Below are 12,785 nucleotides of genomic sequence, written 5' to 3'. Positions count from 1 at the left end.
AGGCGAGGGAGTTTTGCCATTCGACAACACGACGGCCGTGGCCGGGCTCAGGGCAAAACATGACATCCGGATGCAAACTTCTTTGTGCTGCGCTCATCGCGTTGGGTCTGGCCGGCTGCATCGCCGCGCCGATCGAAATGACCGCGCAAACCGAAACTCGTCTGCAGGCCCAGGCGCCCGTGCGTTTTTTGCTGACGTTCGATGACGGTCCAAGTGCCTCGGGATTATGGAATCCGACGGCTACCGTACTCGACAGCCTCAAAGCCAATCCTGTGCAGGCAAACATCAAAGCAGTGTTTTTCGTGCAGACTCGCGCCCCCAGGGCCGGCGACAGCGAGATTGGCCGCAGTCTGATGCGTCGTGAACACGCAGAGGGACATATTCTCGCGTTTCACACGGCTACTCACTGGCACACCAACCATCGCTTGCTCAGCCCGCAGGAACTGGAGCAATCGCTGACCGACGGCAGCACTGACATCGCTACCATCACCGGTGCACCGCCCAAGCTCTTGCGTCCGCCGTTCTGGAATTATGACAAACGCACATTCACGGCCTACCGGCAACATGGTCTGCACGTTTTGCTCACGGATTTGAGTGCCAACGACGGCAAGATCTGGGGCTTCAATGCCAGTCCACGACGGCGCGCGAATATGCTGCGTCAGTTGTCCGAAGTGCGCGAACGCATTGCTCTTGGTCAATTGCCGACGGTGGATGGCGTAATCCCGGTGGTGGTCACGTTCCATGATCTCAATCGCTACACCGCGCGGCACACTCGCGAATATTTGCAGATTCTGCTCGATAGCGCGGCGGTGACCGGGGTCAAGCTTTCAGCCACGCCGTTTTATGACGACCAGGCCGCGCTGGAAAAGGCCGCGCTCGGACGTACCGTTGAGCAGAGTACCCAACCGGTGACTCTACCGGGAATGTGGAATTGGATCTGGGATCACGACGCGCATTGAGTGCTGAGAGTTGCGCTCGGAAATGAGCGTGGGACGTCGAGCGTTGGACGGTTGACGCCTATAAACGCCGTTGAAAGGCTTGCACGATGCGCCGGGTCGCGTCGTTGGTGTCGAGGTTTTTCACGGCATCCAGTGGATACCAGATGTAATCGATGATCTCGTTCTGTGGGCGCACGTCTTCTATATTGACCACCGAAGCCTCGTAGACGTGGTGTCGCGTGCTGCCGGCTTGCAGGTCCATCAAGTACAGAACTTCATCGGCATTCAGACCGGTTTCTTCTTGTAACTCGCGCACGGCAGCGGCCGCGCGGGTCTCGCCGGGCTCGACCTTGCCACCTGGCAATGACCAGGGATGGTGGGGTTTGCGCACCAGGAGGATATGTCGATCCTGTTCGCAAATGACGGTAGCGCGTACTTTCATGAATGCCCTGTTTATGTCTGTCACAAAAATGTAATTGAACTGCAATATTCGAGCCGTGCCCAGATTTAAAGGTTCCATCCGAGTTGAGAGCTGCTGGAAAGCGCAAAAGTGCCACAGGGTCTGGTGGACTGAGCGAGTCGGGCGCGATATCCGGTCGACATCGGGGCTTGAACCGGGTGTAAGGTGAACGCGTACACCGGAACTGCCTTTGCAAGCTGGAGGTGCTCATGAGTATTCCAATGTTGAACAAGCTGCACATGAACGGTTACGACGTACTCAGCGTCAATAACGGGCCATGGCGCGTCTGCACCCAGGGTGACCGGCTGGCGTCATTTACCAGCCGAGAGGAGGCGATGGCCTATGCCGCGGCGCTTCCCGCTTACAAGCATCGCTCCAAGCGGGAACAAGGCCAAAACGTCGGTTGATGCGTTGTAACGAAAGAGCCCCGGTTTCGACCGGGGCTCTTGTTGAAAGGAGTCGCTCGTGCTCAGTGAACCTTGGTTCGGCTGATGGCTCGGGCTTTTACCTCCCGGGCATAACCCTGCAATCTTTCCTCGTCGCTTTGCAGAATTTCGCAAGAGCGCAACACCGTCCGGGCGTCAGCCTCGTTACCGGATTTGCGCAGCTGTTCGGCAATGCGCTTGAGGTCGACTGCCGACCATCGAAGATCCGACGCCACGCTTTGCAAATCCCGTTGAAGTTCGTGTTCGTATTCATTGAGCCGCATGATCACCTCCAGAACATTCTCGGTAGAACAGAGTAGTCGCATTTTTCCGGATGGGGCCAGGTCATCTGACGCCCGGCTGAATGTATGTGAAAAATTGTCCAATCGCCGCTAACAATGGGGTGCCACGATGGATGTGCGAGCGGTTAAACGGTACATTCACGTTTTTTCATTACAGGTAAACAGCATGCGCGTATGGATCGGCAGTTTGACCCTGGCCCTGTTGTCGGGTTGCTCGTTACCGGCGTCGTTGGTGCCGGGCGAGCCAAACCTCAGCAAGACCAGTGACAAGCCTCCCAGGGAATATGCCGCGTGTTTGTTACCGTTGTGGCAGAAGGACGTTGCCAGGACGTCGCAGATGTCGATTTCCAACGGCTACCGGATCACCGCGCCGAGCATCATCACCGCAGACGAGATTCTCGATATCGTCAAATACAAGGACGGCAGCAAGGTCTCGCTGTATCAAGGCCCGCCATGGGCCAAGTCCGGATCGCTACGCCAATCGGTGCGCGACTGCCTGTAACCAGGCGCCTGTATCGCAAAAAGGGCAGATACCTTGTAATGGTGTCTGCCTTTTTTTGCATGGAGAGTCCAGCTAAACGCTTGCAATGGGCTGTGACAGTTGCCCGGGAGGCGCTGCAGGATCCTCGACTAGGCTTTGAATGTCGGCCCGTGACGGGATCGGCATGACGAAAAGGAGCCTCGGATCATGGATGATCTGGTCAAGGAAATCATTCCGCTGTTGCAGTACCTCATCCCCGGTTTTTTATCGACCTGGATCTTCTATTCACTCACCGTGTTCAAGCGACCGGATACGTTTGGGCAGATCGTGCAGGCGCTGATATTCACGTTTGTGATTCAGGGCGCGGTGCTGGCGCTGGGCAACCTCTGTCTGTGGATTGGCTCGAAGGGGTTTTTGATAGGAAGCTGGGATGCTCGGGTACAAACGCTTTGGGCTTTCGTGTTTTCGCTGATGCTGGGGTTGTTTGCCTGTTACCTCGCTACGAGTGACAAGTTGCACGGCTGGTTGCGCAGGCGAAACGTAACGAAACAATCTTCTTTTCCCAGTGAATGGTTCTGCGCTTTTGCGCAGCATGAGCGCTTCATAACCCTGCATTTAAACGACGAAAGGCGCGTATTTGGCTGGCCGGTCGAGTGGCCACGCGAATCAGCCAATGGTCAGTTCGTGATGAAATATCCGCGTTGGCTCACGGATGATGGCCAACCTGCATCTATTGGTGCGGAGTTTTTATTGATAGATTCCGCGAAAGTCAAATGGGTCGAGTTCAGCCCAAAATCAGAGGGATCAACATGCCAACTGCCAGAGCACCACAACCCATGCCAAAGCATTTAGAGCGACTCTTTGTCGGGCCGGACGGAAAAATGCTGGACGTGCCCTTGATCAAAGGACCCACTGCGCCGCCGCCTCTGAAACCTCGGCCTACACGATAAACTTCTTCAGCCCCAACCCTCCACCACCGCCCGGCGAATCGCCTCCAGCAACATCGCGAACGCCGGGTTGTCATTGTTCTCTCGCCAGATCAGATGCAGCTCGCTCTGCACCCCCTCGCCGAGATCGATCTCGCGAAACACCACATTCCGGAACACCACGCTGGTCGCGCAACGTGGTACCAGCGCCAGCCCCATGCCGGCGTTGACGAGCGCCAGAATCGTCAGCGATGAGCCCAGCCATTGCACGTAATCCGGTGCCACCCGCGCTGAGCGTAGCGTGCCGGTCAACAGTTCGTTGAACGGCGGATAGGCTTCATGGGAGTACATCAGGAACGGTTGTTTATCCAGATCCACGACTGACACTTCAGCCGAGTCTGCCAGCCGATGTCCGCTCGGCACTGCCAGCACAAACGGTTCGCGCACCAGGCATTCGGTGGCATAGCCCGGTTCCTGCAAGGGCGCCCGGGCAATGCCCAAATCGATACGGCGGGCGCGCAAGGCCTCGTGTTGCTGATAGGTGTTCATCTCTGCCAGATCAATCTTTACCTGCGGCTGTTTCAGCCGCGCTTCGGCGATCACCTTGGGCAGAAACTCATACACCGCGCTGCCGACGAACGCGATGTTCACCGAGCCGATGTCGCCCTCGGCAAACCGCCGTGCGGTGACCGCCGCTTGCTGCGCGCGCTCCAGCAGATTCTGCGCTTCGACGAAAAATGCCCGGCCTGCCGCCGTCAGCGCAACGCTGCGGGTGCTGCGGGTGAACAGCTCAACGCCGAGGTGATGCTCCAGCAACTGAATCTGCCGACTCAGCGGCGGCTGGGTCATGTTCAAGCGTTCGGCAGCGCGGCGAAAGTTGAGTTCGGTGGCGACCGTGGTGAAACAGCGCAGTTGAGTGAGTTCGAACATTGATCTAATCCAGGTATCAATCGAATGCCAGTTTAGATTAGACGGGATCAATGCGTGACGTCCATGATCGGCTTACCGCTTCAAGTCATCCCTAAAAAAACAAGATCGGGAGTCGCCCCTTGAAAACCCTCCAGAGTCCGCCGGACATCACGGTACTTGCCCGCGCCGCCGCCAAGGTCAAACGCCATGTGCTGCCGCTGTTCGTGGTGATGTTCATCGTCAATTACATCGACCGGGTCAACATCGGTTTCGTGCGCAGCCATCTGGAGACCGATCTGGGCATCGGCGCAGCGGCGTATGGACTGGGTGCCGGCCTGTTTTTCATCGGTTACGCGTTGTTCGAGGTGCCGTCCAACATGCTGCTGCAGCGCTACGGCGCACGAGTGTGGCTGACCCGGATCATGTTCACTTGGGGCGCCGCTGCCATGGCCATGGCGTTTGTTCAGGGCGAAACCAGTTTCTACGTGCTGCGCTTTATTCTTGGCGCGGCTGAGGCCGGGTTCTTCCCGGGCATCATTTATTACTTCACCCAGTGGCTGCCAGCGTCCGAACGCGGCAAAACCATGGCGGTGTTTCTCAGCGGCTCAGCGATTGCCTCGGTCATTTCCGGCCCGGTGTCCGGTGCGCTGTTGCATATCAGCGGCTTGGGCATGCACGGCTGGCAGTGGATGTTTCTGATCGAAGGCGCAGCTTCGGTGGTGTTGTGCGCATTCGTCTGGTTCTGGCTGCAATCGCATCCGCGGCAAGCGAAATGGCTGAGCGAGGAAGAGCGAGACGCACTGGTCGCGGCGATTGCCGAGGAACAGCGTGCACGCGAGGCGGCGCAAGTGGCCAAGCCGTCGATCTTCAAACTTTTGGCTGACCGGCAGATCGCGCTGTTCTGCTTCATCTATTTCTCCATCGCCCTGACCATTTACGGCGCGACCTTCTGGCTGCCGAGCATGATCAAGAAGATGGGCAATCTCGGCGACTTCCAGGTCGGGCTGCTCAACTCGATCCCGTGGATCATTTCGATTGTCGCCATGTACGGCTTCGCGGCGATGGCCGGCAAGTGGAAATTCCAGCAGGCATGGGTGGCGCTGACGCTGGTGATCGCGGCCATCGGCATGTTCATGTCGACCACCGGCGGGCCGGTGTTTGCCTTCGTCGCCATCTGTTTCGCGGCCATCGGCTTCAAAGCGGCGTCGGCGCTGTTCTGGCCGATCCCGCAAAGCTATCTGGATGCGCGCATCGCCGCTGCGGTCATTGCGTTGATCAACTCCATCGGCAACCTCGGTGGCTTCGTCGCGCCCACCGCGTTCGGCATTCTCGAGCAAACCACCGGCTCCATCGAGGGCGGCCTGTATGGCCTGGCCGCGACATCGCTGGTCGCCGCCGTGGTGATCTTCTTCGCCCGCACGGCGCCCGGCGCCAAAGGCCAAATCCCGGCAAAGCCAAGTGACGAAGCCGCCGTTGTGGCGCCGGTTCGTCCGGCTGCGAGCCACTGAATCGATTGTTGATCTGTCAGGAGCGTCATCTTGAAAATCACCCGTGTCAGCGTCACCCCGATTGCCTTTCGCGATCCGCCACTGCTCAACGCCAGCGGCATCCACGAACCTTTTGCTCTGCGCTCGATCATCGAGATCGAGAGTGACAACGGCTACATCGGCCTCGGCGAAAGTTACGGCGATGCCCCGGCGCTGGCGATCCAGCAACAATTGCAGAGCCAGTTGATCGGCCTTGATCCGTTCAATCTCAATCAATTGCGCGCGATCGTGCAAGCCACCGTGGCGGCGAATAAACCCGCAAGCATCGCTGGCGCCGAACTGGCGCCCGGTTCCCACGCCAGCAAAGCGGTGAGCAATGCCTACTCGGCATTCGAAGTGGCGTTTCTGGATTTGCAGGCGCACTACCTGAATGTGCCGCTGGTGGACCTGCTCGGCGGGGCAATCCGCGATGAAGTGCCGTTCAGCGCTTACCTGTTTTTCAAATACGCCGAACACATCGACTCGCCCTACAAACCGGACAATTGGGGCGAGGCGCTGAGCGAGCAGCAGATCGTCGCGCAGGCAGCGCGGATGATTGAGGCGTACGGGTTCAAGAGCATCAAGCTCAAGGCCGGCACTTTGCCGCCGGAGCATGAAGTGGCGTGCATCAAGGCGCTGAAAAAAGCCTTTCCGGGATTTCCGCTGCGCATCGACCCGAACGGCAACTGGTCGCTGGAGACGGCGATTCGCATGGCCGAACTGCTTGGGGATGATCTGCAGTATTACGAAGACCCGACCCCGGGGCTTGATGGCATGGCCGAACTGCACAAGCGCACCGGTCTGCCCCTGGCGACCAATATGGTGGTCACCGATTTCGACGAGTTCCGCCGCAGCGTTGCGCAGAACAGCGTGCAGATCGTCCTTGCCGACCACCATTACTGGGGTGGCCTGCGTGACACGCAGATGCTGGCGAAAATGTGCGACGTGTTCGGGCTCGGCGTGTCGATGCATTCCAACTCGCACCTGGGTATCAGCCTGATGGCCATGGCCCACGTCGCGGCGGCGGTGCCGAATCTGGATTACGCCTGCGACACCCATTACCCGTGGCAGGAGCCGGATGAGGAAGTGATCAAGGGCGGCAAACTGCCGATTGTCGATGGCTGCGTGAAGATCACTCGCGCGCCCGGGCTGGGGCTGGAACTGGACCATGAGCAACTGGGCAAGCTGCATGATCAATATCTGACCTGCGGAATTCGCCAGCGCGATGATGTGCGGCAGATGCAGCGGTACAAGGCGGATTGGCGGGCGGTCAAACCAAGGTTTTGAGATCGTTGTGACTGGCCTCTTCGCGAGCAGGCTCGCTCCCACAGGTAAATGCATGCCAAATGTGGGAGCGAGCCTGCTCGCGAAGGGCCGCGACTCGGTCCTTCAGAGGGTATGAACCAGCCAATCCCTGAACGCCTTCAACGAAGGCAGATTCTCATTGCGCGGCGGATACACCAGGTAATAGCTGCGCCGGCTGGTAATCGGCTCGCCCAGTTGCAGCAACTCACCCTTGGTCAGCTCGTCTTCGACCAGAATCCGCGGCACCAGGCCCACGCCGATATTGGCGCGCACCGCCTGAATCAAGTGCGAAGTCATTTCAAAGCTCGGCCCGATCCTCATGCTGCGATGTGGCAGTTGGTGTTGGCTGAACCATTCCGCCCACGCCTGGGCATTGCTGCTGACATTGAGCAGCAACTGCCCGGCCATGTGCCGCTCGGCCTCGTCGCGTTCAGTGGCCGACAGCTGCGCGCTGGCAATTGCCACCAGTTCTTCGGTGTGCAAGGGCAGGGCGGTCAGGCCTGGCCATTCACCGCCGCCGACACAGATGGCGGCGTCGATTTCACTGGTGTCGAAGTCGATGGTTTCGATCCGCGAATGCAAGTGCACGGTCATGCCCGGATGCGCCGTGTAGAAATCCTTCAGCCGGGGCAGCAACCATTTCGAGCCGAAGGTCGGTAATGTCGCCAGACGCAGGCTGTGAATGCCCGAACCAAACGCCATCGCTTGCAACGTCGCGCTGCGGATCTGCCCGAGGGCTTCCGTGAGTTCGCGCTGGTACATGCGCCCGACATCCGTCAGCACCACTTGCCGGCCTTCGCGGCTGAACAGGCGCATGCCGAGCATCTTCTCGAGAATCTGTACCTGGCGGCTGACCGCGCTCTGCGTCAGTGACAGCTCATGGGCGGCGCGGGTGTAGCTCTCGTGGCGAGCGGCGGCCTCGAAAGCCAGCAGCAGCGACATGGACGGCGTGAGGGTGCGCGGATTCATTCGTAAAACTCATCGATAACGGGTCGAAATTACGCTTGTTCCAGGTTTCGCCAGCAATGAACATGGGCGCAATCAGATGGCGGAGCCTGACGCAATCATTCGTCGCGTACAAGTGTTCACCGCCACGCAGCCCGATTTGTCCGAGATGACCTGACCGATGATTGCCCAACTGTCGCCCGCCAAAGCCCTGACCGGCGATTACCAACAATTCCTCGCCGCCCTGAAAGACATCGGCTTTCGCGGGGAAATCAGCGCCGATTACGCCAGCCGCGTGGTGCTCGCCACCGACAACTCGATCTACCAGCGCCTGCCGCAAGCGGCGGTGTTTCCACTGGATGCGGACGATGTGGCGCGGGTGGCGCGGCTGATTGCCGAACCGGCGTACGAGAACGTGGTGATCACCCCGCGTGGCGGTGGCACCGGCACCAACGGCCAATCGCTGACCGACGGCATCGTCGTCGACCTGTCGCGGCACATGAACCGCATTCTGGAAATCAATGTTGAACAGCGCTGGGTGCGCGTGCAGGCCGGGGTGGTCAAGGATCAGCTCAATGCCGCGCTGAAATCCGCCGGGCTGTTCTTCGCCCCGGAACTGTCGACCTCCAATCGCGCAACGGTCGGCGGCATGATCAATACCGACGCCAGCGGCCAGGGCAGTTGCACCTACGGCAAGACCCGCGACCATGTGCTGGAACTGCAGATGATCCTGCGCGGCGGCGAGCGTTTGCATGGCCTGCCGCTGGCGGAGGATGAGCTTGACGCGCAGTGCGCGCGCGATGATCGGGTCGGCGCAGTCTATCGCTGCGCGCGGCAGATCATTGATGAGCAGGGCGAGCTGATCAAGGCACGCTTCCCCGATCTCAACCGCTGTCTGACCGGTTATGACCTGGCGCACCTGCGCGAGGCCGATCAGCGCTTCAACCTCAACAGCGTGCTCTGTGGCGCTGAAGGCTCGCTGGGTTTCGTTGTCGAAGCGCGACTCAACGTGCTGCCGATTCCCAAACATACGATGCTGGTCAATATCCGCTACGCCGGGTTCATGGATGCACTGCGCGATGCGCGGGCGTTGATGGCGCTCAAGCCGTTGTCGATTGAAACCGTTGATTCAAAAGTGTTGCTGCTGGCGATGCAGGACATCGTCTGGCACGGCGTTGCCGAATATTTTCCCGAAAACGCTGAGCGGCCGACTCTGGGCATCAACCTGGTCGAGTTCTGCGGCGACGATCCTGAAGACTTGCAGCGGCGCGTCGAAGCGTTCCTCGAACACCTGCAAAACGACCGCACGGTGGAGCGCCTCGGGCATACACTGGCAGTCGGTCAGGCAGCGGTGAACAAGGTCTACGGCATGCGCAAACGAGCGGTGGGCCTGCTCGGCAACGTCGCCGGCGAAGCCCGCCCGCAACCTTTTGTCGAAGACACCGCCGTGCCGCCGCAGCACTTGGCCGAATACATCGCCGAGCTGCGCGATCTGCTCGACAGCCATGGTTTGCAGTACGGCATGTTTGGCCATGTCGACGCCGGCGTACTGCACGTGCGGCCGATCCTCGACATGAAAGACCCGCAGCAAGCGGCGCTGGTGCGCCCGGTTTCCGATGGCGTCGCCGCTTTGACCCAGCGCTACGGCGGCCTGCTCTGGGGCGAGCATGGCAAGGGCCTGCGTTCGGAATACGCGCCGGCATTCTTCGGCGAGTTGTACCCGGCGCTGCAAGCCTTGAAAGCCGCGTTCGACCCGTTCAACCAGTTCAATCCGGGCAAAATCGCCACGCCGGCCAACAGCGGCGCGGCACTGCTGAAGATCGACGAAGTGACCCTGCGCGGTGAGCTGGATCGGCAGATCGACGAAAAAGTCTGGCAAAGCTACGGCGCCGCCATGCACTGCAATGGCAACGGCGCCTGCTACAACTTCGATCCTGACGACGCCATGTGCCCGTCGTGGAAAGCCACCCGCGAACGCGCGCAGTCGCCCAAGGGCCGCGCTTCGCTGATTCGCGAATGGCTGCGGTTGCAGGGCGAGGCGGGGGTCGACGTGCTTTCGGACGCGATACGCAAACCGGCGTTTTTCCGCACGGTGTGGCAGCGCTGGCGCAACAGCCGCGATCCGTCGGCAGACTTTTCCCATGAGGTGTACGACGCCATGGCCGGTTGCCTGGCCTGTAAATCCTGCGCGGGGCAATGCCCGGTCAAGGTCAACGTGCCGGAATTCCGCTCGCGCTTTCTCGAGCTCTATCACAGCCGTTACCTGCGCCCAGCGCGGGACTATCTGATTGCCTCGCTGGAATACACCATTCCCTACATGGCGCGGATTCCGGCGCTGTACAACGGTGTGATGGGCGCTGGGTGGGTACGTGGCGCACTGGCGCGTGTGGGCGGCATGATCGATGTGCCGTTGCTCAGTCGTTTTGATTTCTACGCGGCGATGCGTCGTTGGCAGGTGCAGCCAGCGACGGTTGCGACGTTGTCGGCACTGACCCCGGAGCAACGCGAACGCAGCGTGGTCATCGTGCAGGACGCCTTCACCCGCTACTTCGAAGCGCCGCTGTTGGCGGATCTGGTCGAGCTGACTTCGCGTCTGGGTTATCAGGTGTATCTGGCGCCGTTCAGCGCTAACGGCAAACCGCTGCATGTGCAGGGCTTTCTCCCGGCGTTCAATCGGACGGCGTTGCGCAACGCTGAGCAATTGCAGGCGCTGGCGCAGACTGGCGTGCGGTTGCTGGGGCTGGATCCGGCGATGACGTTGGTGTATCGCCAGGAATACCTGAAAGTGCCGGGCTTGCAGGCATGTCCGCAGGTGGCGCTGGTGCAGGAATGGTTGCTCGAAGTCATGCCGGAGCAGACGCCTCAGGCCCAGGCCAAAGCGTTCCGTCTGCTCGCCCATTGCACGGAGAAGACCAACGCGCCGGCCGCGACCCGGCAGTGGGAACAGGTTTTCGAACGTGCCGGTTTACAGCTGGCGACGCAAGCCACTGGTTGCTGCGGCATGTCCGGCACCTATGGCCACGAGGCACGCAATCGCCAGACGTCGGCGTTGATTTACGAGCAGTCCTGGGCGCGTCAGGTGCAGGCGCCAGTGGAGCAGGGCGAGGCGTTGGCGACCGGCTATTCCTGCCGCAGCCAGGTCAAACGCCAGTCGGATCAGGCGTTGCGCCATCCGCTGCAGGTGTTGCTGGAGGCTCTGCGTCGCTGATCGTGTCGCTGGTGTCCTGGTCCCAGATCAGGCGCGGGTCGAAACTCATCGCCGCGAGCATGGTGAACACCACGACCAGGCCGAAGAACAGGATGCCCGGTCGTGGCTCGATATCGCCCAGCGCCTGGAATTTCACCAGTGCCGCTACCAGCGCGACCACCAGCACGTCGAGCATCGACCAGTAACCGATCAGCTCGACGAAGCGGTACAACTTCGAACGCTCCCTGCGCGCCCAGTCGCTGTTGCGCTGGACGGTGATCAGCAGCAGGGTCAGGGCGACGAATTTGATCCCCGGCACCGCGATGCTGGCGATGAAAATGATCAAGGCAATGTCCCACGCTCCGGCTTCCCAGAACTCCAGCACGCCGCTCATGATCGTGCTGTCGGCGCCGTTGCCGAGCATCACCGTGTTCATCACTGGCAGCAGATTGGCGGGCACATAAAAGGCCAGCGCGGCGAGCATGTACGCCCAGGTGCGCGCCAGCGAATTGGTCTTGCGTCGATGCAGTGGCGCATCGCAGCGCGGGCACTCGTGTAGCTCGTCGGTCATATCGCAGGCCAGCCCACAACTGTGGCACAGGCACAGGTTGAGCTCGCTGGCGGTCGGTGGACGTTTCATAAAATGTCCCACAGGTCGCGGATGTCACGGCCGGCAATGCGGATCATCATCAGGCTCAGCACGGCAAGGGCGAACAGGCCGATCCCGGGCAGCACATCCAGCAGGCCGGCGAGTTTGAACACCGCGACCATCGCCCCCAGCAGGCACACTTCAAGCATGCTCCACGGGCGCAGGGTTTCCAGCCAGCGCATGCACAGATTGAACCCCGGCGCCCGACGCAGACCGAGGGCAAAACCCAGCACCCAGACCAGCAACACCAACTGAAAGGCCGGGGCGATGATGATCGCAATCGCCGCGACCATGGCGATAAACGTAATCGGTCCCTGGCTCAGCGCCAGCACCGAATCCCACAGGGTTGCGCTGTTTTTCATGCCTTTGAGGCTGATGCTCATCACCGGATAGAAATTGGCGAACAGCCACAGCATCGCCGCCGTGAACGTCAGCGCCAGGCGTTGCTCGATGGTCAGGCCGTTGAAGCGCTGCAGCACGCCACCGCAGCGCACGCACAGGGTTTTCTGGTGTTTGCCGAGCACGACTTTTTCGTACACGCAATCGCAGTGCTCGCAGATGATCAGGTGTTCGGTGTTGACCATGAACAATGCTCGACAATAGGCCGCGACGGTGAGGCGGACCTGTTCACTATAGAAGGCTGAGGCCGATGAGCAACCTGTTTGGGTTTTGCTTTTTTGATGTTATAAGATAACGCAGAATTTGCGGGCGTCGTTGTGGCTGCCCGGTGTT

Annotated in this window: 13 protein-coding genes; 7 read left to right on the top strand and 6 right to left on the bottom strand. The window is 60.2% G+C overall.

All coding sequences use genetic code 11. The features are described from left to right. Positions 1-59: 59 nt before the first annotated feature. On the top strand, positions 60-959 hold the full coding sequence (locus J2Y90_RS20950) for a polysaccharide deacetylase family protein (RefSeq protein ID WP_253502635.1): 900 nt from the start codon (positions 60-62) through the stop codon (positions 957-959). 58 nt (positions 960-1,017) lie between these two features. On the opposite strand, the gene J2Y90_RS20945 is transcribed toward J2Y90_RS20950, so the two are convergent. Next, complete coding sequence (locus tag J2Y90_RS20945) at positions 1,018-1,380, bottom strand: NUDIX hydrolase (protein ID WP_253502632.1); 363 nt, start codon at positions 1,378-1,380, stop codon at positions 1,018-1,020. A gap of 227 nt (positions 1,381-1,607) precedes the next feature. Here J2Y90_RS20945 and J2Y90_RS20940 point away from each other — a divergent pair, with 227 nt between their 5' ends. After that, on the top strand, positions 1,608-1,805 hold the full coding sequence (locus J2Y90_RS20940) for a DUF2188 domain-containing protein (RefSeq protein ID WP_253502629.1): 198 nt from the start codon (positions 1,608-1,610) through the stop codon (positions 1,803-1,805). 62 nt (positions 1,806-1,867) lie between these two features. On the opposite strand, the gene J2Y90_RS20935 is transcribed toward J2Y90_RS20940, so the two are convergent. Next, on the bottom strand, positions 1,868-2,107 hold the full coding sequence (locus J2Y90_RS20935; RefSeq protein ID WP_253502626.1) for a hypothetical protein: 240 nt from the start codon (positions 2,105-2,107) through the stop codon (positions 1,868-1,870). A 184-nt stretch (positions 2,108-2,291) separates the two neighbouring features. Between J2Y90_RS20935 and J2Y90_RS20930 the strand changes: the two genes are divergently transcribed. Together J2Y90_RS20930 and J2Y90_RS20925 are read left to right on the top strand one after the other, a co-directional pair. After that, complete coding sequence (locus tag J2Y90_RS20930; RefSeq protein WP_253502624.1) at positions 2,292-2,627, top strand: hypothetical protein; 336 nt, start codon at positions 2,292-2,294, stop codon at positions 2,625-2,627. Positions 2,628-2,813: 186 nt separating this feature from the next. After that, positions 2,814-3,458, top strand: coding sequence for a DUF6338 family protein (locus J2Y90_RS20925; RefSeq protein WP_253502621.1), 645 nt, complete (start codon positions 2,814-2,816; stop codon positions 3,456-3,458). 104 nt (positions 3,459-3,562) lie between these two features. Here the strand turns inward: J2Y90_RS20925 and J2Y90_RS20920 are convergent, their stop codons facing one another. After that, the gene (locus tag J2Y90_RS20920; protein ID WP_253502619.1) at positions 3,563-4,462 is read right to left on the bottom strand and encodes a LysR family transcriptional regulator; all 900 of its coding nucleotides are present in this window, start codon (positions 4,460-4,462) and stop codon (positions 3,563-3,565) included. A 119-nt stretch (positions 4,463-4,581) separates the two neighbouring features. On the opposite strand from J2Y90_RS20920, the gene J2Y90_RS20915 reads away from it, so the two are divergent. Further along, the gene (locus J2Y90_RS20915) at positions 4,582-5,949 is read left to right on the top strand and encodes an MFS transporter (RefSeq protein WP_253502616.1); all 1,368 of its coding nucleotides are present in this window, start codon (positions 4,582-4,584) and stop codon (positions 5,947-5,949) included. Between the two features lie 30 nt (positions 5,950-5,979). Beyond that, entirely contained in the window at positions 5,980-7,254 is a 1,275-nt protein-coding gene (locus tag J2Y90_RS20910; RefSeq protein ID WP_253502613.1) for a glucarate dehydratase family protein, read from the top strand. A 102-nt stretch (positions 7,255-7,356) separates the two neighbouring features. Here J2Y90_RS20910 and J2Y90_RS20905 read toward each other — a convergent pair whose 3' ends face one another. Then, positions 7,357-8,241 (bottom strand): LysR substrate-binding domain-containing protein, encoded by an 885-nt coding sequence (locus J2Y90_RS20905; RefSeq protein WP_253502610.1) that lies wholly within the window; start codon positions 8,239-8,241, stop codon positions 7,357-7,359. A 157-nt stretch (positions 8,242-8,398) separates the two neighbouring features. On the opposite strand from J2Y90_RS20905, the gene ydiJ reads away from it, so the two are divergent. Continuing rightward, a complete protein-coding gene (gene ydiJ, locus J2Y90_RS20900) occupies positions 8,399-11,425 on the top strand; it encodes a D-2-hydroxyglutarate dehydrogenase YdiJ (protein WP_253502607.1) in 3,027 nt (1,008 codons plus the stop codon). Here ydiJ and J2Y90_RS20895 read toward each other — a convergent pair. Both J2Y90_RS20895 and J2Y90_RS20890 read right to left on the bottom strand, forming a co-directional pair. Then, positions 11,358-12,044 (bottom strand): paraquat-inducible protein A, encoded by a 687-nt coding sequence (locus tag J2Y90_RS20895; protein ID WP_253502604.1) that lies wholly within the window; start codon positions 12,042-12,044, stop codon positions 11,358-11,360. The two genes, ydiJ and J2Y90_RS20895, sit on opposite strands and share 68 nt — an antisense overlap. Next, the gene (locus tag J2Y90_RS20890) at positions 12,041-12,637 is read right to left on the bottom strand and encodes a paraquat-inducible protein A (RefSeq protein ID WP_253502601.1); all 597 of its coding nucleotides are present in this window, start codon (positions 12,635-12,637) and stop codon (positions 12,041-12,043) included. The genes J2Y90_RS20895 and J2Y90_RS20890 overlap by 4 nt, the downstream gene beginning before the upstream one ends. Positions 12,638-12,785 lie beyond the last annotated feature (148 nt).

The organism is Pseudomonas koreensis (assembly GCF_024169245.1).
GTDB classification, from domain to species: domain Bacteria; phylum Pseudomonadota; class Gammaproteobacteria; order Pseudomonadales; family Pseudomonadaceae; genus Aquipseudomonas; species Aquipseudomonas koreensis_F.
This window is presented reverse-complemented; position numbering and strand designations above follow the sequence as displayed.